The sequence below is a fragment of the Gemmatimonadota bacterium genome, assembly GCA_016719105.1.
GTDB lineage: Bacteria > Gemmatimonadota > Gemmatimonadetes > Gemmatimonadales > Gemmatimonadaceae > SCN-70-22.
The window spans coordinates 128,944-153,893 of sequence record JADKAQ010000046.1 but is presented as its reverse complement, the minus strand read 5'-3'; the positions used below and the strand labels follow the sequence as shown (position 1 = coordinate 153,893).

Genomic DNA, 24,950 nt, shown 5'->3' with positions numbered 1-24,950 from the left:
TCCCGGCGCCGCCCCACGCCCCCACCGACGTTCGCCACCTCTCCCGATCCGCTGCCCATGTCGCCCTGCTCTTCGCGCGCTGCGCGCCTTGCCCAACCGCTGGCCGTTGCCGCCCTGTTGTCGCCCGCGCTCGTCTCGCTCGCGTCGGCGCAGCAACGCCCCGCGGCACCGCCCACCGCGGCCCCCGCCGTCGTCACCCGTACCTTCGGCGACCTCGCGCAGGGGCCGTACAAGTCGCTCGTGATCCGGAACGCGATGGTCATCCCGGGCCACGGTGGACCGCCGGCCGGCCCCTACGACATCATGATCGAGGGGAACATGATCACGCAGATGGTCCCCTTCGACCCGGTCGCCGCCGAGCGACGCGGCGCCGGAACACGCCTGACCGGGGATCGCATCATCGAGGCCGAGGGGAAGTACGTGATGCCGGGGATGATCGACCTGCACACGCACATTCGCACGCTCCCCGAAGAGATCGAGTACGTCTACTACCTCAAGCTCGCGATGGGCGTCACCACCATGGTGAACGCCGCCGATCGTGGCTTTGCCGACGGGATGTCGGAGGCGAAGAAGAGCGCCGCCAACGAGATCGTCGCCCCGCGCATGTTCCCGCTGGTAGGCTACGGCGCCGGGACATCGTTCACGCGGCGCCAGCTCGACGACCCGGCCCTCGCGCCGCAGGTCGTCAAGGCGATGGCGGCCAACGGCACCCGCGTCATCTCGATGGACCCGTTAGGCTGGTCGCTGGAGCTGGTGACGGCCATCGCCAAGGCGGCCAAGGAGAACGGGATGATCACCTCGTTCCACCTGCAGCCCTCCAACACCGCGGTGACGCAGGCCGTGAAGGCGGCGTGCGCCGGGATCACGATGATCGAGCACCACTACGGGTACGCCGAGTCGGCGCTCGACAACAAGACGCAGGATTTCCCGCGCAACTACAACTACGGCAACGAGAACGACCGCTTCCGCGAGGCCGGGAAGGTCTGGACCTACACCAACCGGGAGCGCCTCCTGACCGAGGTCGCCGACTCGCTGGTGAAGTGCGGCGTTACGATGCTCCCCACGCGCGTGGTGTACGAGGCCAATCGTGACATGGTCCGCGCGACGTCGCTCCCGTGGACGGACAAGTACACGCACCAGGCGCTGTGGAACTGGAACATGCCGAACCCGGCGTACCATGGCGCGTTCCACTATGACTGGACGAGCGACGACGAGTACTACTGGACGTCGGCCTTCCGCCTGTGGGGCGACCTGATCTACGCGTTCAACAAGCGCGGCGGGCGCGTCGCGTTCGGCACCGACGACAACTACATCTGGGCCACACCGGGCTTCTCATCGATCCGTGAGCTGCAACTGCAGCGCGAGACCGGGATGCACACCCTCGAGGTCCTCAAGACCGCCACGTACAACTCGGCGCAGACGTTGCTCGAGCCGCAGCTCGGGCTCGTGCGCCCGGGCTACAAGGCCGACCTGTTGCTGGTCGACGGCAACCCGGCGGCGAACCTCAAGTTCATGTACTCGTTCGGCGACCTCACGCTCGACGCGAATGGCAAGATGATCCGCACCAAGGGGATCGTGCACACCATCAAGGACGGCGTCGTCATGAACAACGAGAAGCTCATGTCTGAGGTGGAGCGCATGGTGCAGGCCTCGCGCAAGCTGGCGCCGGCCAACGATCCGGTGCGCGATCCGTTCAAGGTGACGAAGATCGTGCCGTGAGTCGTGGGGCTGACGGCGGTGCGCGCTAGCGCCGCACCGCCGTCAGGTACACCGCGATCTCGTCATTCCGCTGGTTGACGAAGTCGAGCCGCACCCGCCCATCGTCGGTGCGCGAGACCGTCGCCGGCACGGAGCAGTTGGCCAGCGCCCATCCCGCCGGCAGCACCATCGCGTTCGACGGCCGCCCGAAGGCGCGATCCCAGACCAGCGTGTCGCCCGTGAGCGTGTAGCGCGCCGGATCGGTGTACGTCTCGGTGATGCGCAGGCGCCTCGACTCCCCCGCCCGGGGAGCGGGAAAGTCGATCACCACCACCTCGGTCTCAGCGGTCACGGCCTGGCCGATGTCGATGCGTGCCTGCGAGATGGCGTTGCCCTTGAGCGTGCGCACGGGGAGCTCGTCGCCGGTGTCGAGGACACGCGCCGAGGGGCGCGATGCCTTGCTCCCGGCGCGCACGATGTTGAGGTACTTGTCGATTCCCGGACGCGATTCCGTGTAGTCGTGGTACAAGTCGAAAGCGTGCGTCTCAGGCTGCTGCAGGAAGTACACGATCTCCCGATCCTGGTGGGCCCGCTCCGAGAGGCGTGACGTCTGGCCCGCCGCGGCGCGCCCCGCGGACGCCCTCGTCGCGCGACGTCCCTTCACCACGTACGGCACCTCGCCCACGCCCGTGTTGATGAACGACACCGCGATGCGTCCGTCGTCTTCACGGATCACCTGCGACGGGTAGTTCACCGACTCCAATTCGTAGCCGGCTGGCAGGACGACGGCGTTCTTGCGGATGCCTAACGGGCGGATGAACAGCACCGAGTCGCCCCCGGCGATGTAGCTGCGCCCATCCTCGTAGGTCTTGTCGATGCGGATGCGTCCCTCGCCCTCCGACGGCACGGCGCGCGCCAGCGTGACGCGGATGTACTCCTGCGTCGAGTCGGCGCCCAGCACGCCGCCGGCCCGCGCCACCATTCCGTTCACGACATCGAAGCGCAGCGGGGCGCCGGTCATGCGGTCGAAGACCGCCTCGTCGGTCGCGACGCTCCCCTTTCGGATGGGATTGAAGTACGCCGTCGCCCCCGCCGTCGTCGCCGTGACTTCGTAGATGATGCGGAACTTGGCCGACCCGGGCGCCAGCAACTCATAGCGCGTGTAGTGATCCGCATCGGTCTGGCGCGTGGCCTGTGCCTGCAACGGTACGGCGTCGGCGCTGGTGACCGCGGCGACGATGAACCCGGCGAGTGCGGCAAAGGGGCGGCGCATCAAGAACTCCGAAGCGTGAAAGGGTCAGGACGATGTGGCGGCGCTGCGGTTCCGCCGCCGCCACACGAACCGAGCGAGCAGGAAGACAAACACGATACAGACGACGAGCGCGACCAGCGGCACGAGGAGCGTCATCGCGGTGAGCGCGATCGCTCCCACCGTTTCCCCGGTGGCGACCACCGGATTGCCGAGCCCACCGGTGGTGACCGCCGACTTGACCCGCGCCCCCACGGAGAGCATCTGCACGATCCCGGCAGCCCCGCCACCGCCGATGAGCGCGACGGCCCACGTGACGAGCGGCGGCAGGTCGGTGATCACCGCCGCGCTGGCGACGACGCCGGCGATCACCGCGGCCGGCGAGGCGACGACGTCGAGCGCATGGTCGAGCCAAGGGACGTAGTACGCACCGATCTCCAGCGCTGTCGCCGTCCCGAAGGCGATGAGTGCCGGCAACGTCCCCACCCAGGCAAAGCTCGGCGACAGCGGGAGCACCCCCAGGTGCGCCGCGAGGCTGGCGCCAAAGACGGGAACGAAGACGCGCAGCCCCGCCGCGGCGGCGAGCCCGAGGCCCAGGGCGATGCTCAGGAGAGTTTCCATGGTCGGCCAAGAAGAAAGCGCCGCGCAGGGCGCGGCGCCATTCCCCGCCGGCTGCGCCGGCAGTCGCCCGGTCGGAACGCTACGGCAGCGCGAACGCCCGCAACGACGTGTTCGCCCCCGCACCGGTGGCAATCACCACGAACTGCCGCCCCGCGCGCGTCCGGTAGGTCATGGGGTTGGCATACCCCATGGTCCCCAGATCGTGCGACCACCGCACCCGGCCGTCACGCGCGTCGAAGGCGTACAGCGTGTTCCCGCCCCCCGATGCGAAGACCAACCCCCCGCGCGTCGCCAGGGGACCCGGTGAACCGGCGACGCCTAACGCCGGTGGCAGCGTAACCCCCGCCAGCGCCGGGTGCGTGCGCACCGACGGCGTGTCGCCCAGCGGTACCTGCCACCGGGTCTCCCCCGTCGCGAGATCGATCGCCGTGAGCGTCCCGTACGGCGGCTTGTTGATCGGGAGCGGCGGAACCGGCTTCCCGGCCGCGTCCTTCTCGAAGCCGGGAACCACCACCCCTAACGACGATCCCCCGAGGTCGGTGAAGTAATCGTTGTCGTTGGTGTCGGACGGCGTGGCGCGGCGCGCGAGCTTCCACAGCGCGGGCGAGTTGGTCGCCTTGACGTACAGCAGGTTGGTCTCGGGGTCGAAGGCGGCTCCCCCCCATCCCGCCCCCCCGATCGCCCCCGGGTTCGTGATCGTCCCCTTGAGCGAGGGCGGGGTGTAAAGCGGCCCGCTGACAAAGAGTTGCAGCTGCGCGAGCGCCGCCGCCTTCACCGCGGGCGTGAAAGCAATGACGTCGTCCGCGCCAAACCCCTGCTGCGCGAACGCCTTCGGCTTCGACGGCGCCGGCTGCGTGGGCCACGCCCGCTCCCCCGGCACGTCGCTCGGTGGGACCGCGCGCTCCTCGATGGGCCACAGCGGCTTCCCCGTCACCCGATCGAAAGCGAAGATCCATCCCTGCTTGGTCGGGACGACGACGGCGTCAGTGCGCCGCGCCCCCGCCCGGATCGTCACCACGTTAGGCGGGGCGGGGAGGTCGTAGTCCCACAGCCCGTGGTGCACCAGCTGGTAGTGCCACACCCGCGTCCCCGTCCGCGCATCGAGCGCGACGATCGCCTCGCCGAACAGGTTGGCCCCCGGACGGCGCCCACCATACCAGTCGTTGGACGGCGTTCCGACCGGGAGGTAGACCAGCCCGCGCGCCGAGTCCACGGTGAACGGCGCCCACACGTTGGTGTGCCCCGTGAAGCGCCACGAGTCCTGCTCCCACGTCTCGTTCCCGGCCTCGCCAGCGACTGGGACGGTGCGAAAGGCCCACACGCGCCGCCCCGTCCGCACGTCGAACGCCTGCACGTCGCCGGGCGGATCGCCCTTGTAGGCCAGCCGGTCACCGACGCCGTTGCCAAGGATGACCAGATCGCCCCACACCACCGGCGGCGACGTGTTCGTGTAGTGCCGGCGGTTCACCGCGCGGTCGAGTTGGGCCGTGAGGTCGACCTCCCCGTTGCTCCCGAAGGAGGGAATCGGCTTCCCCGTCGCGGCGTCGAGCGCAATGAGGCGCCAGCGCGAGTTGATGAAGATCCGGCGCGAGTGCCCATCGCTCCATGCCGCCACGCCGCGATGCACTAACCCCGTCCCGTTGGACGGCTGCCCGGCGCGATAGGCGCCGGGATCGAAGCGCCACAGCTCTCGACCGTTGGAGGCATCGAGCGCGACGACCACGTTCAGCGGAGTCGGCAGGTAGAGCGTGTCGTTGATCATCAACGGCGTCGCCTGGAAGTTCCCCGGGCGTGCCGGCCGCCCCGAATCTGCGGGCGGGCTGGCCGCATCACCGGTGTTCCAGCGCCACGCCGGCGCCAGCGCCGACACATTGCCACGGTGGATGTCGGCCAGCGTCGAGTACTTCATGCCGCCGGCGTCGCCGCCGTACGTGGGCCACTCCACCAGCCGTCCCGCCCCTTGTGCCGTTGCGGCTGCCGGAACGAGCACCGCCAGCAGCACAGCGTCGCGAACACATCGAGGCACGGTCATTGGCTCCGCTCGTTCCTGAAGACGCGCCCCCCCTTCATGACGAAGAAGACGCGGCGCAGCGCCGTCGCGTCGCGCGTGACGTCGCCAGGCACCGCGACCAGGTCGGCCAGCATCCGCGGCGCCAGCGTCCCTAACGAGTCGGCCAGGCGCAGCGACTGCGCGGCCAGCGTCGTTGCCCCGTGCAGCGCCTCCAGCGGCGGCTGCCCCGCTTCGTTGATGCGACAGATGAGGTCTTCCACGTTGCGCCCGTGCGCCCCCGCCACCGCATCGGTCCCGAAGACGACCTTGAGCCCCTTCGTTTGCGTCACCTTGCGGACCGTCGCGATCCCCAGCGGCATCGACTCCTCCATCGACTTGAACCCCACGTCGTTGTAGTTGCCGATGCCTTGGTATTTGGCGCGGTTGTCGAGGTAGTTGCGGAAGACGAGCCCGCACTGCGGCGAGAGATAGGTCCCCTTCTGCACCATCAGCTGCAGCACCTCGTCGGTGGCGAAGATCCCGTGCTCGATCTGGTCGCACCCGGCGTTCACCGCCGCCTTCATCGCCTCGGCCGCGTGGGCGTGGACCAGGACGCGAAGTCCCAGTGTGTGGCCTTCGTCGCACGCCGCTTGCAGCTGCGCGTCGGTCATCGTCTGGCCCCCACCGTCGCGTATCGACTTGGAGGCGAAGAGCTTGATGACGTCGGCCCCACGCGCCTTGAAGGCGCGCACCTTGGCCCGCAGCTCGTCGGGCGTCCCGCTCGCCTCGCTCAGCGAGCCGAGTGACGTCAGCAGGCGCGGGCCGGGAAGCGCACCGCGATTGATCGCGTCGCGCAGGTCCCGGTCCTCGGGAGAGCCGAGCGACTGCGTCGTCGTGATCCCCGACATCAACGTGGCATACGCATTGGCCGATGCCGCAATCGCCCCTTGGCCCGGCGTCTCGCCGTCGCTGTTCGTGTGAAAACGATCCTGCGCGTTGAAGTACCACGTCAGGTGCGTGTGCACGTCGATGAGTCCCGGCATCAGCGTTGCGTTGCCCAGGTCGTAGCGCGCCCCGCGAAAGCCGGCCGGCAGCGCCCCCACGCTGGTGATGCGCCCCCCCTCCACGACCACCGCCGCGTTGGCGAGCATCTTCGTGCCATCGAAGACGCGCTGGGCCGTGACGGCGACCGCCTGCGCCTCGAGCGTCGCGCCCGTCAGCGAGATCAGGGCCGTCAGCTGCAGCGCACGCCACGCCAGCCGGCGGTGGGCGCGTCGGCCGTCGCCACCGGGAAGATGCATCGCCATCGTGATTCCTCGGACCTGAACGGGGGAACGACCGGCCGGTGATGCCCCACGGCGTCTCCACGGGCGCACGGCCGCAGCGCGCGAATGTAGCCGCACCCCTGCCGGGCACAAGCAACACGCGCGCGCTCTGAGCGACGCTGGACATCCACGCACCTCCCCCCGAGGTTGGGGGAACCGTCGCACGAACGTCTCCACCGCCCCGTGCGGCGCGAATCCCCCTCACGTACCCATGGAACTCCCCCTCGACCGCTGCTCCATCCGCTCCTGGCGCCCCGCGGACGCCGAGCGCCTTGCCAGCATCGCCAACGATCGCTCGATCTGGCGCATGGTGCGCGACCGATTCCCGCACCCCTACGCGCGCGCCGATGCCGATGCCTTCATCGCACGCGCCACCGGCGAGCATCCCGAGCAGAACTTCGCCATCGCCGTCGACGACCAGGTGGTCGGTGGCATCGCCTGCATCCCGGACGTCGATATCAACCGGGTGCGTGCCGAGGTGGGCTACTGGTTAGGCGCGGAGTGGCGGGGGAGGGGGCTCGCGACCGAGGCGGTGCGCGGCTTCGTCGACTGGATCTGGGCCACCACGGAGTTGCAGCATCTCACCGCCGCCGTCTTCACCTACAACCCCGAATCGGCGCGCGTCCTCGAGAAGGCCGGCTTCGGCCTCGCGTACCTGGCGCGCAAGGCCGCGATCAAGGATGGGGCGATCTGCGACGAGTGGACCTACTGTCTGGTGAGGGAAGACGGGAAGACGGGAAGACGGGAAAGACGAGATCCCGACCCGCTAGCGCCGTAGTCGCGCGCTCGCGCACGCAGCCGCTGCGCCGCTCGCCATCGAACTCGTCGTCCCGTCCCGTCTTCCACAAACACAATGGGCGACGCTTGCGCGTCGCCCATTGCGTTTGCTAGGCCCGTCCCCTGCAGGTTTGCCGCCTACCGGCGCCCCTGGCAGAGGACGGCCATAGCGCCGTCCGCCTGACACGCTCCAGACGGTCGAGCTACCGAACTCGTCACATTTCCCCAGCCGGCCCCGGCGGCGCGGCTTGCCCGGCGTCCTCCATTGGTCCAGCGCGCTCGCGTCCCGCGGACGTCGATGTGCGCAAACGGCCCGCTTGGCCCCGTTTCGTGGTAGAGCCCGAGCCCACCCACCAGGTCCGGATGCTTGTGCTCGACCAGCCCCACCGCGCGGTCGAGGACCTGAACGTCGGAGAAGTCGACGCGTCCGTCGCCATTGAGGTCGTCCATGCGACCGTCGCGATTGGCGTCGATGATGATGTCGGCTGCGTCGCCGAACTGGTGCCGGCTCGAGCGGGCCATTCCTTCGCCCGCCCCGCGCGAGTTGTACTGCGGTGAGCGGAAGCCGGAGAGGACGACCACATGTTGCGTGGCGACGCCGAAGGACTGCAGGGCGTCGAGGACGAGCTCGAGCTTGTCGAGCAGGTCTTCGCGCAGGACGACGTACTTGGGCCAGACGGTCGCCTGGTCGTGCGTGAGGAAGTCGCGCAGCGTGAAGTGCGTGGAGAGACGCGTGTCCGCGCTCTCGCGCGTTACCTCGATGAAGCCGTCGGGATTCTCATACTGCTCCGTGACCGAGCGTCGCTCGCCGGGCCAGAACCCCAGGTGATAGCCGTTCACGTAGCTCCCCAGCTTGCGCTGCCAGGGGGTCAACGTCACGAAGGCGAACGTCGCGTCGTCGCCGCCCGCATTCACCCCGTGCACGCCGGGGGTCCGGATGCCGTCGCCCAGATGCTCCAGCAGGGCGGGATAGGCGTCGAACTCGCCGGGGGTGAAGATCCGCAGCCGCAGGTCTCCCGATCGTCCGCTGAGCGAATCGAAGTCGATGGCGGCAGACGACACCGCGCCGTTGCTCACGACGGGGACGTTCACGAGTTCCGCGCGGGGTGGGGGCGGGGCGACGGGGTTTCCGAAGGACCCGACTTCGCCCGCTGTCACGGCACGACTCGCCGCGGCGACGACCACCACGGCGAGGGCAACGGCCGACAGGGCGCGAGCCTTCGACGAGGGGCGGCTGGGGGGCTGAGGAGGCATCACCGGTAAGGACGAGCGGGGGCTGGCGAGGGCAACGCGTTGCGCCGCAACGTCTTCGCGTCGTGACGGAGGGATCGCTACGATAGCGACCGCCGTCACGTCGGCGTCACGCGTGCCCTCAGGCCGCGAGTATCGTCCTCTGGAGGGCGCAGGCTGAAACGCGTCCCCCTGCGGGCCGACTGTCGCGTCCCGCTCAGTCGCCCGCCTTCTCAGCGCTCGGGCCGTGCAGTTCGCGGCCCGGACTTCACCCCCCGACCGCCCAACCGTCCGTGTCGCTTTCGTCCACCCCCGCCGTTCCGCCTGCACCCGACCGTGCGACGTCGCCGACCGCCGTGGTCCGCTTCGAGGATCGACTATTCGATGCCGCGTCCGCGCTTCTCCTCGTCGGGGGGGTGGCCCTCTTCTTCGTGGGGCGCAGCGCCCTGACCTCGCTGTCCAACGGGACCTATCCGCCGCCGCTCGGCGAGACCTGGGTGGCGCGCACCGACTTCCATGCCAACCAGACGAAGCTCGGCGGATGGCTCATCATGGCCGGTGTCGCCATCGCCCTCGTGTCGGCGGCGCGTCACGTCCTGCATCGCCGCCGCACGCCGCGTTAGGCCTGCGGCTACTTGTTGCCGCTGCGCAGGTAGTCGTCGGTCTTGTTGAGCCAGTCCTCGCGCGGTGGGTTGAAGATGTCCACGTCGAGCGTGTCCTCCAGCGCCTCGGCCTTGTGCCAGGCCCACGACGGAATGTGCAGCACCTCCCCCGCGCGCACGTCCTGCACGCGCGACTCGTCCTCGCCCAGGTAGAAGCGCAGGCACCCTTCGAGGATGTAGGTCAGTTGCTCGTTATGGTGCTGGTGCCGCGGCACGATCGCCCCCTGCTTGAGGAACACCTGGGCGATCATCATCCCGTCGCCGGTGATGACCTTGCGCGAGATGTGAGGCGTGAGTGTCTCGAGCGGCACGTCACTCCACGGGTGGTGCGTGATCTCCGACGACGACATGGACGACTCCCTGGCGGGTGAGGAATGGGGGGAGACAATAGCCCGCCGCTCGCCGCGGGACCAGTCGTGATTGACGCGCCGGGATACGGCAATATCTTACAACTAAGATATATGCCGAAACTCAAGGAGCCTGCGCCGGCGTCCACCGCCGACCTCCCCGCCGACCAGCAACTGGCCCTCAAGCTCTGGGTCACCCTGGCTCGCGCCTACGCCGCCGTCAACGAGCAGGCGGCGGCCGACGTGCGAGCCGACGGGCTGTCGATCGGGGAGTTCGCCGTCCTCGAGCTGCTCCATCATCGCGGGCAAACGCTCCTCGGCGAGATCCAGAAGCGGATCCTCGTCTCCAGCGGCGGAATCACCTTCCTCGTCGATCGCCTCGTCGAGAAGGGACTCGTGGAGCGCCGCGACTGTCCCGAAGACCGCCGCGCGCGGTACGCCGCCCTCACGCGCGAGGGGACGCGCCTCATGCGCCGCATCTTCCCGCGTCACGCCGCTCGCATCACCCGCGCCATGCAGGGCCTCCAGGAGCGCGAGCAGCGCGACGCCGCTCGCCTCCTCAAGCAACTCGGACTCGCCGCCGCGTCGATCGATTCGGCCAGCGACCGGTAGCCGCAATCGAGGCGTGGGGAACCGAATGCACCCCCTGCCGTATTCGTGTCGGTAGATATCTCAGTTGTGAGAGAATGACCCCGGCTCGATGCCCGACCCACGACCGTTCACGCACCACCAGCAGGAGCACCGCATGACCACGCTCGCCACCTCAGGCTTCCACCACGTGACGATGGTGTCGTCCGACGCCCGCCGCACGTTGGCGTTCTATCGCGACCTGCTCGGTGTCGGGCTGGTGAAGCGCACCGTCAACTTCGACGATCCGTCGTCGTACCACCTGTACTTCGGTGACGCCACCGGCGTCCCGGGGACGATCCTCACCTTCTTCGAGTGGGGGAACCTCCCGCAGGGGCACTGGGGGGTGGGGGGCGTGCACCACCTCGCCCTGGGCGTCGCCACCCCCGAGGCGCAGCTCAAGTGGAAGCGCCGGCTCAACGACGCCGGCCTCGCGGTGAGCGGTCCTTTCGACCGCGGCTGGTTCCGCTCGATCTACTTCCGCGATCCGGACGGCCAGGTGCTGGAGATTGCGACGCGCGGCCCCGGTTACGCCGTGGACGAACCGATCGAGGCGTTAGGCAGGCTCGAACTGGCCCCGCCCACGAGCGCCGAGATTCGCGGCGCGCGCGACGAGGCGGCGATTGCCGCCCGCACGCATCCGGAGCCGGTCCCGGTCATCACCCCCGACATGGCGTTGGAGGGGATCCACCACGTCTCGGCGATCACGAGCGACCTGGAGCGGCTCAACGACTTCTACGACAGCGCCCTCGGGCTCAAGCTGGTGAAGAAGTCGTTCAACCAGGACGACCCCAACACCAAGCACTGGTTCTGGGCCTCGTACGACGGCACCGAGGTCAAGCCACACTCGGCGCTGACCTTCTTCGGTTGGCCGAAGGGTGGGCGTGCGGCACGCGGTGGCGTGGGGCAGACCCATCACCTCGCCTTCCGGGCCTCGTCGCAGGACGAGCAGCTGGCGTGGCGCGAGCACCTGCTATCGTTAGGTGTGTCAGTCTCGCCGGTGATGGACCGGACATACTTCCAGTCGATCTACTTCCGCGACCCGGATGGCCTGCTGCTCGAGGTGGCCACCGATGGCCCCGGCTTCTCGATCGACGAGGAGGTCGCCTCACTGGGGACGGAGCTCCGGCTCCCGGCATGGCTCGAAACCGACCGCGAGCAGATCCAGCGCGACTTGCAGCCGCTGCAGGCGTAGGCCGTCACGATGATCGACCACCCGACACCAGAGGGATTGGCATGAGTACGACCGGCACCAGCAGCAACGGACCGCACCAGGGACAACCGATCGTGACCGGTGGAGCGCCGCTGGCCACGGCGCGCGGCGCCCTCATTCTCACGCATGGGCGCGGCGCGTCTGCCGAGAGCATCCTGACGCTCGCCCCGCTCCTCGGCGCTGACGACCTCGCGTGGTTTGCCCCGCAGGCCTCGGGGAACACGTGGTACCCCTTCTCGTTCCTCTCGCCCATTCCGCAGAACGAACCCGGGATCACCTCGGGGATCCAGGTCCTGCACGACCTCGTGGCCTACATCGAGAATGCTGGCATCCCGGCCGAGCGCATCGCCCTCGCGGGCTTCTCGCAGGGGGCCTGCCTGACGCTGGAGTTCGGCGCACGACACGCGCGTCGTTACGGCGCACTGGTCGGCTTCAGCGGTGGCCTCATCGGCCCCGACGGCACGTCGCGCGACTACCCTGGCTCCCTCGCCGGTACGCCCGTCTTCCTCGGATGCTCGGATGTCGATGGCCACATCCCGCTCGGACGCGTGAACGAGAGCGCCACGGTCCTCCAGCAACTCGGCGGCACCGTCGACACGCGCATCTACCCGGGCATGGCCCACACGGTCAACGACGACGAGATCGCCGCGGTGAAGGTGGTGCTGCAGGCGCTGTAGGGGCGCCTTCGACCCCTACTTTCCCATGACCTTTTTTCGGCTCTCCTCGTTCCACTTGGGCCGCTCGCTCGCGTTGGCGATCTCCATCCCGAGGAAGTAGACGAGCTGCACGATGCGGGCTTCCTTCTCGGCGTCGACCTTGTCGGGGGAGTCGCTCACCTGGTGGTAGTCCTTGTGCGTCCCGTTGAAGAAGAAGAGGACGGGGACGCCGCGCCGGGCGAAGTTGTAGTGGTCGGACCGGAAGTAGAAGTTCTCGTTAGGCCAGATGTCGTCGATGGCCTGCATGCCAAGCTCTGGATGGGCCGCGTTGACGCGTGCCAGCGTGGCGCCAAGGTCGCTGTGTTCCTTCCCGATCACGGCAATGGTGTCACGCCAGTTGCGGCCGATCATGTCCATGTTGAGGTTGGCCACCAGCTGTGCGAGCGGGACGGGGGAGTGCGACGCGAAGTACTCGCTCCCCCACAACCCCTTCTCCTCGCCGCTGACGGTGAGGAAGATGAGCGATCGCTTGGGGCGCATCCCGGGCTGGCTGAACGCCTCGGCGAGTTCGACCACGCCGATCGTTCCCGAGGCATCGTCGTCGGCCCCGTTGAAGATCGTGTCGCCCTTCGCACTGGCGTTGGTCCCGACGTGGTCCATGTGCGCCGAGAAGACGACGTATTCGTCGCGCAGCACGGGGTCGCTCCCTTCGAGGATCCCGACGACGTTCGGCGCCGTGACGCCGCCCCCGCCCACGTTGGCCACGGTGACGCTGACGGACAGCGACGGGATGGTGCGCACCGCGTACGTCGTCGAGGCGCGGAGCTGCGCCAGCTCGACGCCGGCGGCACGGAAGACGTCGCCCAGGATGCGCTCGTGCACCATCGTCACGACGGGGTCGTCGGCCGTCTCGCCCTCCACCATCGCCCGTACGCGAAACTGGTTCGCGATCTGTCGCGCGAGGATGGTGGTGTCGTTGTTGAGCACCATGATCACCGCCGCCGGATTGCGCTCGAAGGCGGGGGCGAGGAACTGGTTCACGGGGGTGGCGTTGGGGGCGCGAGAGTCGGCCACCACCACGAGGATCTTCCCCGCGATGTCCAGCGTCCTGGCACTGTCCAGCTGCAACGCTCCGCTCACCAGCACGACCGGGGCGCTGATCGGGCGCCCGGTACGTGGGCCGAAGACGTAGACGAAATCGCGCGTCGCGCTGGCGATCGCCGTGTGGCGGCCGGAGGTGAAGACGGCCTTCGTCGCGTCGCCGTCGAGGCGTGCGCGTTGGATCGGGTACCGCTGCTCGAAGCGCCCCGAGTCGCCCCCGGGCTTGAGCCCGAGGCGGGCGAACTCGCCCGCGATGTAGCGCGCCGTGAGGTCGAGCCCGCGCGAGGGAGTGTCACGTCCTCCCATCGAATCGTCGGCGATGATGGCGATGCGACGCCGGATGTCGTGCTCGGTGATGCTGGCGGCACCGAGCCCTCCACCGTTCTGGGCGAGTGCCCACGCGGGCGAGACGAGCAGGGCGAGGATGGTGAAGCGCGTCATGACAGCGGGAGTCGGGAAGACGAGTCGGGGCCACCGCCACTCGGTGACCCTCCGGCCAATTGCCCCCGCTTACATTCGCGTCTTGGCGAACGGGGTGCGGTTGAGCGCGATGGTGCCGTTGGAGATGACGACCAGGACGTCGGCGAGGGCGCGGATGTTCTGCAGCGGATTCGATTCCACGAGAATCAGGTCGGCTTCATACCCCTCCTTGATCGCGCCGATCCGGTCCCCGAGCCCGAGCAGGCTGGCCGAGACGCTGGTGGCGGAGCGCAGCGCCTCGAGTGGCGACATGCCGAGATCGACGAAGAGCGCCGCCTCGCCAGCGATGCGCGAGAGCGATTCCGGGCCGTACTGCGTGTCGGCGCCCGTGGCGATCGGAATCCCCATGCGGTGTGCGCGTCGCACCGTCTCGCCCAGCGCCGGGAGCATGAAGTTGCCGCGGATGGTGAGGGCGGGGTCGTCGTAGTCGCCGCCCGGCTGCGTGAGGTCGAGGACGGTGATGTACGTCGGGACGAGGTAGGTCCCCTTCTGCTTCATCAGCTGCAACGTGCTGTCCGAGAGGAAGGTCCCGTGCTCGATGCTGCGGACCCCCGCCTTGACCGCGGCGTAGGCCCCCTCGTCGCCGTGGGCGTGCGCCATGACCGGGATGTTGCGCTTGGACGCCTCGTCGACGATCCAGCCGAGCTGCGTCTCGGTATACGACTGCTTGCGTGGGTCGGTGCTGGGGAGGCCGGCACGCTCGGTTCCGCGCGTCTTGATCACGTTCACGCCGCGGTCGAGGTTGATGCGCACCGCCTCGCGCAGCTCGGCTTCGCCCTGCAGTCCGCCGGCAAGCTTGGCGAGGCGTGGGTCGGCCAGGACCGACTCGCCTAGCTCCGGGGAGATGAAGACGCCCGCGGCGACGACATCGGGGCCAGCGAACGCCCCCTGCTTCACCGCCTCGCGCAACGCGACGTCCTGGAAGGCCGCGACGGAGGCCGAGCGAATGGTCGTCACCCCCGACTCGAGCGCGCGCCGCGCGCTGGCCAGTGAGGCGATGTGCGTGTGTGCGTCGATCAGGCCGGGAAGCAGGTAGCGCCCACGCGCGTCGATGATCGTTGCGTCTGACGGCATGGCGATGCCGCCTCCCGTGGCCACCTGGACGATCCGGCCATCGCGAATGACGACGGTTGCCCCGGTGGCGAACGCCCCCGCGCCCCGTCGATGAGCGAGGCGTTGGTGATCACCACGGGGCGCGCTGCGGCGGTCCCCTGGGCGGGAAGCGCGCACGACATGATGGCGGAGAAGACGAGGGTCGACGCCATCAGGACACGGGCGGGACGTACGGCGAAGGGCACGGGTGGCTCCACGTTGAGGTCGCAGCGGAGCAAGCTACCGGAGAGGGGAGCGGGCGCGAGGGGCGGCGCGCGCCTCCCGGCAGAAATTGCCCGTGCCGTCGGTCGCGAATGAGTCGTCAAGGGTGCGGTCGCCCCCTGCACCTCACTCTCGATCGCTCGATGACCGCAACTCTCGCGTGGGACCGGAGCACGTACGTGACTGAGACTCGTCAGGCATTTCTGGAAGCGCAGACCGAGGGACCGACGCCGGCCCGCGTGTGGGGCGATCAGTGGCTACGTGTGAGCGAGAAGGTGCTCAAGGGGCTCAACCACCAGCTCACCAACCGCATCGCCTCGCTCGAGGCGGTGGTCGGGATCTTCCAGGACGGCGAGCCGTTCGAGCCGGAGGTCATCGCGGCGTTGGCGCAGGAGGTGTCGCGACTCAATCACCTGCTCGTGCTCTTTCGGTGCATGCCGGCGGAGCCCTTTGCCGGGGCGGAGCCGGTGCGACTGCAGGATATCGTACCGCAGGTGCTCGAACTGCACGGTCACCACGCCGACTTGCGCGGCGTCGCCGTGGAGGTCGATGCCGACTTCGATACGCTCCCCGTCCTCGTGCGCCCGTCGGCGCTCCTGCGCTGCCTCCTGGTCGTGCTGGAGAGCGGGGCCGGCAACGCCCTGCGTGCCGGTGGCTCCAACGCGCTCAAGCTCTCCTACGCGAGCGATGCGACGTCGGTCTCGGTGATCTTCGAAGCGCCGCAGCCCGAGGGACAGGCCATCTTCACCGGCGAGGGGAGCCTGGTGCACGCCGTTCGCTCGGCACTCGCGCACGCCTTCGCGGAGGTGGGGGTGACGGTCGTGAATACCGTGCATGGTGAGCGCATCCGCTACGAGTTGCGGCTGCCGACCCTCCCCGAGGCCCGCCGCCGCGAGCGCGAGGCGACGGCGCTCTAGGTCGCGGCGCCTTACGCGCCCGGCTTCACGCGCCCGGCTTCACGTTCCGACGCGCCAGACGACTGGAAACGACGAGGGCCGCCCGATGGGGCGGCCCTTCTTGCGTTGCGGCGCCGATGGCGGGCTACGCGACCGACTCGCGCAGCGAGGCGAGCGACTTGCGCAGGCGCACGATCGCCTTGGCGCGGATCTGTGAGACGCGCGATTCGCTCACACTCAGCAGGGCGGCGATTTCGTGGAGCTTGAGCTCCTCGAAGTAGTACAGGGTGAGGACGTTGCGCTCCTGCTCGGGGAGCGCCTGCAGCGAGTCCCGGAGCCGCGACACTTCTTGTCCGAAGGTCAGGCGGTCGTCGATCTCTTCCTCGGTCGAGGCGATGAGGTGTTCCATCGGGATGCGCGAGCCGCTGGGGGCCCCTTCGACAGTGCGCTCGAGCGGGATGAAGCGCGAGTTGTCGCCCTCGCTCTGCCAACGGAAGAGCGTGGGGAGGTCGATCCCCATGCGACTGGCGATCTGGTGCTGGTCGGGGGCCTGGCCCAGCTCGCGCGTGAGTTCCTCGGTCGCACTGTGCAGTTCGCGGGAGCGGCGACGCACCGAGCGCGGGACGTGGTCCTGCCGACGCAGCTCGTCGAGCATCGCGCCGCGGATGCGGGGGGCGGCGAACGTGCTGAACGCGAGGCCGCGGCTGGTGTCGAAGTTGTTGAAGGCCTCGATCAGGCCGATGGTCCCGGCGCTCACCAACTCGTCGAGTTCCACGTCCATCTGCTTGGCGCGGCAGAGCTGTCGCGCGACGTGGTACACCAGGCCTAGATGTTCGCCCAGAATCTGCTGGCGGGCTTCGGCCGACACGCCGTGGTTGGCGATGGTGTGGCGGGTGGCGATTGCAGGTGCCATGGAGTCCGTTCCCCGATCGATGAGTCGATTGCGATCCCTCGCTGGTCGCCACCCCGCGGGCTGCGCGGTGTCGACGACCGGTGGTAAAGCAACGCCGGGGCCAACCGATACTTGAAGGAGACTCCAACGGGTCCCTTACTCTCAAGTCGTTCAGGGGTATGGATTTGTGCGATTCGTCACGCGCTCAAATGCGCGCGGTCGAGCGCCGCGGAAGCCCGTGTGGACCGGGTAGATCGTGCCTCCCGCGGCAGGAGTTGCCGGAAAATTCTGGCCATAAGTGCTCAAGTTCTGGCGAGAACGGCCGATAAGAACAATTGGAGCACACTCACGGAGCCAACGTGGAACGCCGCCTCGCCACTACTCATATGAAGACCCCTTCGTCGGAGGATGTCGTCCTCCCCAATCGGCCGACGCCCTCGCGCGAAGTCGAGCCGGTCGTCGATTCGCAGCCGTCGACCGAACGTCTGATCTCGTACGATCATGCGGTCGTCCCGCACGATCGCGGGTTGGAACGACTGGGGCAGGCGCGGATCGCCGAGATCCGGATGCGGCTCGAGACGGGGGCGTACAACGCGCCTGACGTGATGAACGAGCTGGCGATGCGCCTGCTCGAGAGTGGCGACCTGGAGGGCTGACCGCCTCCGTTCCGTCGCTGGGTGGTCCGGGTTCGCGCGGAGCCAACGTCCTCGGTAGTGTTGGGGGATGCACCGCAAAGCCGTGAACCACCTGCGCCGGGTCGACCCGGTGATGGCCGACGTGATCGCTGCCGTTGGCCCGTGCCGATTCGAGACCGCGCCCCACCTCTCGCACTTCGAGTCGGTGGCGCGGTCTATCATTTTCCAGCAGCTCTCGGGCAAGGCGGCGGGCACCATTCACGGCCGCTTCGAGGCGCTGTTCGGCGCAGAACGTCCGCACGCCGCCGCGCTCGCGGCCCTGCCCGACGAGGCACTGCGATCGGCCGGAGTCTCCCGCCAGAAGGTCAGCTATCTGCGCGACCTGGCCGAACGCGTCCTGGCGGGGGCGCTCCCCATCGAAACGCTGCACGAAGCCCCCGACGTCGACGTGATCAGGCACCTCACGTCGGTCAAGGGCGTTGGTGTGTGGACGGCGCAGATGTTCCTGATGTTCAGGCTCGGGCGCCCGGACGTACTTCCCGACCTCGATCTTGGCATTCGCAAGGGGATCCAGCAGGCCTATCGCCTGCGGAAGCTCCCCGATGCCAAGCGGGTCCACACCATCGGCGCCAAGTGGGCGCCTTACCGGACGATCGCCTGCTGGTACCTCTGGCGGTCGATCGACGGCGAGGCGTCCTGAGGTGGCCCTGCGGGGACTGTCATGAAGGTGGCCATTACCGGGGCGAGCGGCTTCATCGGCACGCCCTTCGTTCGTCAGTTGCAGACGGCGGGGCATACGGTGCTCCGCATCGGGCGCGCGCGCGCTGGGGCGAGTGGTGGGGCGGGGCCGGACATCGTCTGGGACGCCGCCACGACGTTGGACGCCGCCCGACTGGAGGGGGTCGACGCCGTCGTGCACCTGGCGGGAGAGTCGATCGCGCAGCGGTGGACCCCCGAGGCGAAGCAGCGCATCCGCTCGTCGCGCGAGCAGGGGACGTCGCTCCTCGCGCGCACGCTCGCCGGGCTCGCGCACAAGCCGCGCGTCCTGGTGAGCATGTCGGCGATCGGGATCTACGGCAATCGCGGCGACGAGGCGCTGGACGAGTCGTCGGCGCCGGGGCGCGGCTTCTTTCCCGAGATCGGGACGGCGTGGGAGGGGGCGGCGGAGCCGGCGCGCGCCGCCGGGATTCGCGTCGTGCATCCCCGCCTCGGGATCGTGCTCAGCCCCGAGGGCGGGGCGCTGGCGAAGATGCTCCCGATTTTCTCGTTAGGTGGCGGCGGCACGATCGGGAGCGGGCGCCAGTGGATGAGCTGGATTTCGCGCACCGATGCGTTACGCGCCCTGGAGTTTCTCGTCGTCACGGAGTCGATGCAGGGGGCGGTGAACCTCACGGCCCCGGCGCCGGTCACCAATGCCGGCTTCACCCAGGTGCTGGGGCGCGTCCTGCATCGTCCCACCATCGTCCCCGTCCCGGCGTTTGCGATCAAGCTGCTCTACGGCGAAATGGGCGAGGCGACGGTGATCGAGGGGCAGCGCGTCCTGCCACGCAAGCTGCTGGAGGCGGGCTTCCTGTTTCGCCACCAGACGCTGGAAGACGCACTCAAGGCGGAGGGGGTTCGGTAGTCGCGGTCGGTCGGGATCCCCCCGGCCGCCGTCAGGCAGGCTTCTCCTAACCGCTGGCGGATACGTAGGTTAGGTGGTCGTCGAAACCCACGAACCCGTCGGTCCGTAGAAAGAGGCAACAATGGCTGCCATCATCATGGAAGGGGTGCTTTTCGTCGCGCTGGTCGTGGCGGCAGGTACCCTCCTTTTTTTTGGCCTGACGACCTTCACCCCGCTCGGCAAGCGTCTGGCCCAAACCCGCAATCGCAAAGCGATCGAGCGCGCGGCGGAGCTCACCTGTCCCATTCACGGCGCGCTCACGGAGGAGGCGATGGTTCGCCTGCCCTCGGGTGAACGTGTGTGCCCCGAATGCTTCAAGGAGACGGTATGGCAAACCCGGTAAGTGACCTGCTCAACAACATGCGACAGCGAGGGAGTGACGTGGGATCGAGCGGAACGTTCGGCAAGCTGCTCAAGATCGGCATCGTACTCTTTGTCCTGGTCTTCCTCCTGCCGTCGATGTTCACCTACGTGGAACCTGGGCACGTCGGCATCCTGATCCATCGCGCCGGCGGCGGTGTCGACCCGAAGCCGTTAGGCCCCGGGCTGCACTTCCGGAACCCGCTCCTCAGCGCCATCGAGGAGTACCCGGTCTTCATGCAGACGCTCGTGCTCACGCGCGAGACCACGGAGGGGTCGCCCAGCAACGACGAAATCAACGTCAACTCCAAGGAAGGACAGCCGCTCTCGCTCGACGTGGCGATGTCGTTCGAGATCGACCCGATGAAGGTGCCGGCGATGTACCAGACCTTTCGCACTGACATCGGGATGATCCAGCACGGCTACGTGAAGCAGACGATTCGCCAGGCGCTGCAGGAAGTCGTGGGCGACGAGGCGATCGCCGACATCATGGGTCCCAAGAAGGCCGAGACCGTCTCGCGGGCGCAGGCCTTGTTGCAGGAGCGTCTGCTGCAGTACGGGATCATGGTGAAGCAGTTCACCCTGAACGAGTTCCGGGCGCCGCCGTCGGTCATCGAGGCGATCAACGCCAAGAACGTGATGCAGCAACAGGCACTGACCGCGCAGAACGAGCTGCAGAAGAACGAGTTCCAGGCGCGCGGCGACTCGATCAAGGCGGCGGGGCGCGCCAAGGCGATCACCGCCGAGGCGGAGGCGCAGGCGCGTGCCAATCACCTGCTGTCGGAAAGCATCACGCCGACGCTGGTGCAGTATCGGCTCATCGAGAAGTGGAACGGGGCGATGCCGCAGGTGTCGGGGGGCGGCATGCCGATGATCCAGCTCCCGAGCATCAAGCAGTAGCGAGGACAAGTCGTTAGGTGCGTGCGCTCCGGCGCACGCACGGGGGCGTCCAGGCGGCGACGCGCGAGCACTTCGCGCGTCGCCGCCGTGCATATTGCGGCATGTCGACGACGGAGCCCTTCGCGACCGCCCTCTTCCTCGCCACCTGCGGCGGGCTCCTGGCCCTGAGCGCCATCTCGGGGCGGGCGGCGTCACGCTTCGGCATTCCGCTCACGGCGCTCTTCCTCGCCCTCGGCATGCTCGCCGGCTCCGACGGCATCGGTGGGATCGCCTTCAGTGACTATGGGCTCACCTTCCGGCTGGGGACGGCGGCGCTCGTCCTCATCCTGTTCGACGGCGGACTCAACACGTCGATTGCCGCCGTGCGGCGGGTGGCGGGGCCCGCGGGGGTCCTCGCAACGGTCGGGGTCCTCGGCACGGCGGCCGTCACCGCGCTGGGCGCGTACGCGGTCGGGCTCACCATCCCGCAGTCGATCCTGCTCGGGGTCGTGGTCTCGTCCACCGATGCGGCGGCCGTTTTCGCCGTCCTCCGCGGGAGCGGTGTCCACCTGCGCAAGCGCGTGGGGGTGACGCTCGAAGCGGAGTCGGGGCTCAACGATCCGATGGCGATCATCCTCACCACGCTGGTGACCGCCAACCTGGGCCACCTGGAGCGGCTGTGGGGGTGGCACACGCTGGGCGAGGTCGTCGTGCAGGCGGTGATTGGCCTGCTGGGTGGGATCGTGGTGGGGCGCGCCGCACGGATCTTCCTGCAGCGCGTGCGCCTCTCGGCGGGGGGCCTCTATCCGGTCTTCACGCTCGCCGTGGCGCTGCTGGCGTTTGGCCTTCCGACGCTCGTGGGGGGGAGCGGCTTCCTTGCCGTGTACGTGGCCGGCATGACGTTAGGCGATCGCGAGATTCCGCACCGTGCCTCGCTGCTGCGCGTGCACGACGCGCTGGCGTGGCTCGGGCAGGTGGCGATGTTCGTCCTGCTCGGGCTGCTGCTCTTTCCGTCGCGCCTGGGGGAAGTGGCGCTCCCTGGCATCGCGATCGGGTTGTTCGTCGCGATCATCGCCCGGCCGCTCGTCGTGGCACTCTGCCTCCTTCCCTTCCGCTATCCGGCACGAGAGATCGCGTTCATCGGGTGGATGGGGCTGCGTGGCGCGGTCCCCATCATCCTGGCCACCGTGCCGGTCCTCGCGCGCGCCCCCGGGGCGGAGCGCATCTTCGACCTCGTCTTCTTCGTCGTGGCGGTGAGCGTTCTGCTGCACGGCGTGACGGGGGCACCGCTGGCGCGCCGCCTGGGGCTGGAGAGTGCGGAGCCGCCCAGCCCTCCCGCGGTGCTGGAGATCGAGGCTGCGCGCCCGCTCAGTTCGCGCCTCGAGTCGTTCTACATCGACGATGCGCTCGCCGTGGCTGGAGTCTCGCTCGCCGACCTCGCCCTTCCCGATGGGGCGGCGGTCACCTTGATCGTGCGCGGCGACGAACTCGTCCCGCCGCTGCCGGCGACGACGCTCCTCCCGGGCGACCACGCGTACGTCGTGGCGCGCGCCGAAGACCAGGTGCTGATCCGCCTGATGTTCGGGCGCCCCGAAGGGGATGACAACGCCTAACGTTGGCGGCGCAGCACCGATAGCTTGTGGGCCATGAGAACTCCCGCCGTGTGGCGACGGGCCCGCCTCGTGCTCATTTGTGCAACCGCGCTAGGATGTGGCGCCGAGCGTCGAGCGTCGGCCGATGCGGCCACCGACAGCGCCGTGGCCAGCGATGCGCCGCTCACCGTTTTTGCGGCCGGAAGCCTGGCGAGGCCCATGCGTGCCGCGCTGGACAGCTTCAGTGCACGAAGCGGCATTTCCTACACGCTCGAGTCGGCGGGGAGCCTCGAGCTGGCGCGCCGACTCACGGATCTCGGCAAGCGCGCCGACATCGTGGCCCTCGCCGATGAGGAGGTCTTTCCGCGCCTCCTCATGCCGGCGCACGGGACCTGGTATGCGCGGTTCGCGCGCAATCGACTGGTGCTGGCGCATGCGGTGAACGCGACCGGACTCGCGGAGGCACAGCGTGGCGAGTGGCGCACAGTGCTGCAGCGTCCGGCGGTGGAAGTCGGCCGCGCCGACCCCGACCTCGACCCGGCCGGCTATCGCACCTTGATGCTCTTTCAGCTGGCGGAACGCTACTACAGCGAACCCGGGCTGGCCGCGCGACTCGAGACGACTGCGCCGCGACGACACGTACGCCCGAAGTCGGCGGAACTGGTGGCACTGCTGCAGGCCAACGAACTGGACTACGCCTGGATGTACGAATCGTCGGCGCGCGGCGCGCGCCTCCCGTTCATCGCCCTTGCCCCGGAGATCGACCTGGGCGACGAGCGGTACGCGACGACCTACACCTCAGCCGTGGTGCGCGTCCTGGGGTCCACGGTCGCCGATACCCTCGAGTTGCGCGGGGTCCCGATCCGCTATGGGCTGACCATTCCGCGTGAGGCGCCGCAGCCGGCCCGGGCGGTCGCCTTCCTGCGCTTCCTGCTGTCGCCTGACGGGACGCGCGTGCTGCGGCAGGAGTATCTCGACGCGCTCGATGCGCCGCTCGTCGTGGGTGAGGGGGCGCCTGCCTTCCTGGATTCGCTCACGGGCGCGCGCGCCGTCGCCCCCGCTCCGGCGCGGCACTAGCTTCTGCCGTTGGAGCGGGGGCGGTAGCGCCCCCCAGGAAGCAGCCTGCAGCCGGAGTGAGAGTCGATGCCACGGGTTCCGTTCGAGATGCTGCCTGACGAGGGGCGCATCTGGGTGTTTGGGGCGAGCGCGGCGCTGTCGGCCGACGCCACTGCGGCCCTCCTGCGCGAGGTCGACGACTACCTCGATGGCTGGAGCGCCCACGGCGCGCCGCTCACGTGTGCGCGCGACTGGCGCGACGGACGGTTCCTGGCCATCGGGGTCGATCAGTCGACGGCGGGCGCGTCGGGGTGCTCCATCGACGCCCTCTTCCGCATCCTGCAGGGAACGGAGCGCTCGTTAGGTGTCGCGCTGGTCGCCGGCGGGCGCGTCTTCTATCGTGATGCGGCTGGGGTGGTGCAGTGCGTGGACCGGGCGACCTATGCGGCGCGCGTGCGCGATGGTGCGATTGGAGCCGACACGCCGGTCTTCGACACGACGCTGACGACCGTCGGGAGCTATCGGGCCCACTTCGAGCGACCGGCCTCGTCCTCGTGGCACGCGCAGCTGGCCTAGGCCGAGATCGCGCGCCCTCTCCCGGTCTCGCTCAGCCCAGCCAGCGATCGCGTCCGGCAGCGACGAAGTCGTCGTCGAGAAGTTCGGGATAGGCCGTCATGACCCGATCGAGCTCGGCGGACTGACCGGGCGAGAGCCCTTCGCGCGGGTCGAGGCACCACGTCCCTGCCAGGAGTCCCTGGCGTCGCAGCACCTCGTGAATTCCGGCGATGCATCCGGCGAAGTTGTTGGCGACGTCGAACACCGCGGCGTTCGCGTCGGTGAGCGCGACGCCGCGCGCAAGCATCGAGCGGTACTCGCGAGCGCCGGACGACGCGGTCGGCGATCCCGCGGCCTCGGCGCGCACTGCGCGGAGTTCGTCCAGCAGCTGCACGGCGCGCCGGGTCCACACGGCCCACTGTCCCAACAGTCCGCCGACGATGTGGCGCGTGACTCGCGCGTCGCCGCTGGCGAAGCCAAACGGCGTGAGCAGGTCGGCGACGATGTTGTCGTCGTTGCCGGTGTACAGCGCGATATCGTCGCGCCCCGATTCGGCCAGGGCCCGCACGACGTCGATCGTCTGGTATCGATTGAATGGCGCGATCTTGATGGCCACCACCTCGGGGATCTCGGCGAAGGCGCGCCAGAAGCGATGGTCGAGGCGTCGCCCTCCAACGGCCGGCTGCAGGTAGAAGCCGATCACCGGCATCACCTCGGCCACGGCGCGGCAGTGCGCCAGCAGCTCCTCGTGCAACGCCGCGTCGTGCCCGGCGAGGGAGAGGAGGACGGCATCGTAGCCGAGCGTGCGTGCCAGTTCGGCCTCGCCAAGCGCCTGCGCGCGTCCCCCGACGACCCCGGCCACCAACGTGAAGGGGCGCGGTGCGCGCGTCAGCCACTCGCGGGCGCTCTCGACGCCGAGGGCGAGGACGTCGCGCAGCATGCCGTGCTGCCGGATGGCGAACTGCGTGGTGTGCACCCCGACCGCGACGCCACCGGCGCCGGCGTCGATGTAGTAGCGCGTGAGGGCGCGCTGTCGGCGCTCGTCGAGCGTGCGCGCGGCGGTGAGGGCCAGCGGATGCGCCGGGACGACCTGGCCGGCGAGCAAGTGGGTGCGCAGCGGGCTGGGCGACAT

At 69.0% G+C, this 24,950-nt stretch carries 25 protein-coding genes; 15 read left to right on the top strand and 10 right to left on the bottom strand.

The window, feature by feature from the left end; all coding sequences use genetic code 11:
- The first annotated feature begins 57 nt into the window (after positions 1-57).
- Positions 58-1,719: an amidohydrolase family protein gene (locus IPN47_24895; protein MBK9411214.1), complete on the top strand. Its 1,662-nt coding sequence runs from the start codon at positions 58-60 to the stop codon at positions 1,717-1,719.
- Positions 1,720-1,744: 25 nt separating this feature from the next.
- On the opposite strand, the gene IPN47_24890 is transcribed toward IPN47_24895, so the two are convergent.
- From IPN47_24890 to IPN47_24875, 4 genes are all read right to left on the bottom strand, one after another.
- Positions 1,745-2,971 (bottom strand): hypothetical protein, encoded by a 1,227-nt coding sequence (locus IPN47_24890; GenBank protein ID MBK9411213.1) that lies wholly within the window; start codon positions 2,969-2,971, stop codon positions 1,745-1,747.
- 24 nt (positions 2,972-2,995) lie between these two features.
- Positions 2,996-3,568: a DUF4126 domain-containing protein gene (locus IPN47_24885; GenBank protein MBK9411212.1), complete on the bottom strand. Its 573-nt coding sequence runs from the start codon at positions 3,566-3,568 to the stop codon at positions 2,996-2,998.
- Between the two features lie 79 nt (positions 3,569-3,647).
- Entirely contained in the window at positions 3,648-5,600 is a 1,953-nt protein-coding gene (locus tag IPN47_24880; protein ID MBK9411211.1) for a pyrroloquinoline quinone-dependent dehydrogenase, read from the bottom strand.
- Positions 5,597-6,865 (bottom strand): amidohydrolase family protein, encoded by a 1,269-nt coding sequence (locus IPN47_24875; GenBank protein MBK9411210.1) that lies wholly within the window; start codon positions 6,863-6,865, stop codon positions 5,597-5,599. Before IPN47_24875 ends, IPN47_24880 begins: the two co-directional genes overlap by 4 nt.
- Positions 6,866-7,094: 229 nt before the next feature.
- On the opposite strand from IPN47_24875, the gene IPN47_24870 reads away from it, so the two are divergent.
- Complete coding sequence (locus IPN47_24870) at positions 7,095-7,661, top strand: GNAT family N-acetyltransferase (GenBank protein ID MBK9411209.1); 567 nt, start codon at positions 7,095-7,097, stop codon at positions 7,659-7,661.
- Between the two features lie 137 nt (positions 7,662-7,798).
- On the opposite strand, the gene IPN47_24865 is transcribed toward IPN47_24870, so the two are convergent.
- Entirely contained in the window at positions 7,799-8,752 is a 954-nt protein-coding gene (locus IPN47_24865) for a DUF882 domain-containing protein (GenBank protein MBK9411208.1), read from the bottom strand.
- Between the two features lie 431 nt (positions 8,753-9,183).
- Here IPN47_24865 and IPN47_24860 point away from each other — a divergent pair, with 431 nt between their 5' ends.
- Complete coding sequence (locus tag IPN47_24860; GenBank protein ID MBK9411207.1) at positions 9,184-9,513, top strand: hypothetical protein; 330 nt, start codon at positions 9,184-9,186, stop codon at positions 9,511-9,513.
- Positions 9,514-9,521: 8 nt separating this feature from the next.
- On the opposite strand, the gene IPN47_24855 is transcribed toward IPN47_24860, so the two are convergent.
- Positions 9,522-9,902, bottom strand: a complete 381-nt coding sequence (locus IPN47_24855; GenBank protein ID MBK9411206.1) for a cupin domain-containing protein — start codon at positions 9,900-9,902, stop codon at positions 9,522-9,524.
- Positions 9,903-10,013: 111 nt separating this feature from the next.
- Here IPN47_24855 and IPN47_24850 point away from each other — a divergent pair, with 111 nt between their 5' ends.
- The 3 genes from IPN47_24850 (at position 10,014) to IPN47_24840 (ending at position 12,416) form a co-directional block, all read left to right on the top strand.
- Complete coding sequence (locus IPN47_24850) at positions 10,014-10,511, top strand: MarR family transcriptional regulator (protein MBK9411205.1); 498 nt, start codon at positions 10,014-10,016, stop codon at positions 10,509-10,511.
- A gap of 133 nt (positions 10,512-10,644) precedes the next feature.
- Positions 10,645-11,721 carry a VOC family protein gene (locus IPN47_24845; protein ID MBK9411204.1) on the top strand — a complete coding sequence of 359 codons (1,077 nt, stop codon included), beginning with the start codon at positions 10,645-10,647 and terminating at the stop codon, positions 11,719-11,721.
- Between the two features lie 41 nt (positions 11,722-11,762).
- Positions 11,763-12,416, top strand: coding sequence for a dienelactone hydrolase family protein (locus IPN47_24840; GenBank protein MBK9411203.1), 654 nt, complete (start codon positions 11,763-11,765; stop codon positions 12,414-12,416).
- 15 nt (positions 12,417-12,431) lie between these two features.
- Here IPN47_24840 and IPN47_24835 read toward each other — a convergent pair whose 3' ends face one another.
- Positions 12,432-13,937, bottom strand: a complete 1,506-nt coding sequence (locus tag IPN47_24835; GenBank protein MBK9411202.1) for a M20/M25/M40 family metallo-hydrolase — start codon at positions 13,935-13,937, stop codon at positions 12,432-12,434.
- A gap of 69 nt (positions 13,938-14,006) precedes the next feature.
- Positions 14,007-15,050 carry an amidohydrolase family protein gene (locus IPN47_24830; protein ID MBK9411201.1) on the bottom strand — a complete coding sequence of 348 codons (1,044 nt, stop codon included), beginning with the start codon at positions 15,048-15,050 and terminating at the stop codon, positions 14,007-14,009.
- A gap of 383 nt (positions 15,051-15,433) precedes the next feature.
- Here IPN47_24830 and IPN47_24825 point away from each other — a divergent pair, with 383 nt between their 5' ends.
- Complete coding sequence (locus IPN47_24825) at positions 15,434-16,207, top strand: hypothetical protein (GenBank protein ID MBK9411200.1); 774 nt, start codon at positions 15,434-15,436, stop codon at positions 16,205-16,207.
- 124 nt (positions 16,208-16,331) lie between these two features.
- Here IPN47_24825 and IPN47_24820 read toward each other — a convergent pair whose 3' ends face one another.
- A complete protein-coding gene (locus tag IPN47_24820; protein ID MBK9411199.1) occupies positions 16,332-17,099 on the bottom strand; it encodes a FliA/WhiG family RNA polymerase sigma factor in 768 nt (255 codons plus the stop codon).
- A gap of 365 nt (positions 17,100-17,464) precedes the next feature.
- Between IPN47_24820 and IPN47_24815 the strand changes: the two genes are divergently transcribed.
- The 8 genes from IPN47_24815 (at position 17,465) to IPN47_24780 (ending at position 23,839) form a co-directional block, all read left to right on the top strand.
- Positions 17,465-17,734 carry a hypothetical protein gene (locus IPN47_24815; GenBank protein MBK9411198.1) on the top strand — a complete coding sequence of 90 codons (270 nt, stop codon included), beginning with the start codon at positions 17,465-17,467 and terminating at the stop codon, positions 17,732-17,734.
- 67 nt (positions 17,735-17,801) lie between these two features.
- Positions 17,802-18,413 (top strand): DNA-3-methyladenine glycosylase 2 family protein, encoded by a 612-nt coding sequence (locus IPN47_24810; protein ID MBK9411197.1) that lies wholly within the window; start codon positions 17,802-17,804, stop codon positions 18,411-18,413.
- Positions 18,414-18,434: 21 nt separating this feature from the next.
- A complete protein-coding gene (locus IPN47_24805; protein MBK9411196.1) occupies positions 18,435-19,337 on the top strand; it encodes a TIGR01777 family protein in 903 nt (300 codons plus the stop codon).
- Between the two features lie 121 nt (positions 19,338-19,458).
- The gene (locus IPN47_24800; protein MBK9411195.1) at positions 19,459-19,719 is read left to right on the top strand and encodes a hypothetical protein; all 261 of its coding nucleotides are present in this window, start codon (positions 19,459-19,461) and stop codon (positions 19,717-19,719) included.
- A complete protein-coding gene (locus IPN47_24795) occupies positions 19,704-20,636 on the top strand; it encodes a prohibitin family protein (protein ID MBK9411194.1) in 933 nt (310 codons plus the stop codon). Before IPN47_24800 ends, IPN47_24795 begins: the two co-directional genes overlap by 16 nt.
- A 101-nt stretch (positions 20,637-20,737) precedes the next feature.
- Complete coding sequence (locus tag IPN47_24790; GenBank protein MBK9411193.1) at positions 20,738-22,228, top strand: potassium/proton antiporter; 1,491 nt, start codon at positions 20,738-20,740, stop codon at positions 22,226-22,228.
- A 33-nt stretch (positions 22,229-22,261) separates the two neighbouring features.
- On the top strand, positions 22,262-23,284 hold the full coding sequence (locus tag IPN47_24785; GenBank protein ID MBK9411192.1) for an extracellular solute-binding protein: 1,023 nt from the start codon (positions 22,262-22,264) through the stop codon (positions 23,282-23,284).
- Between the two features lie 66 nt (positions 23,285-23,350).
- Positions 23,351-23,839, top strand: a complete 489-nt coding sequence (locus IPN47_24780; GenBank protein MBK9411191.1) for a hypothetical protein — start codon at positions 23,351-23,353, stop codon at positions 23,837-23,839.
- A gap of 31 nt (positions 23,840-23,870) precedes the next feature.
- Here the strand turns inward: IPN47_24780 and IPN47_24775 are convergent, their stop codons facing one another.
- Positions 23,871-24,950, bottom strand: coding sequence for a dihydrodipicolinate synthase family protein (locus IPN47_24775; GenBank protein ID MBK9411190.1), 1,080 nt, complete (start codon positions 24,948-24,950; stop codon positions 23,871-23,873).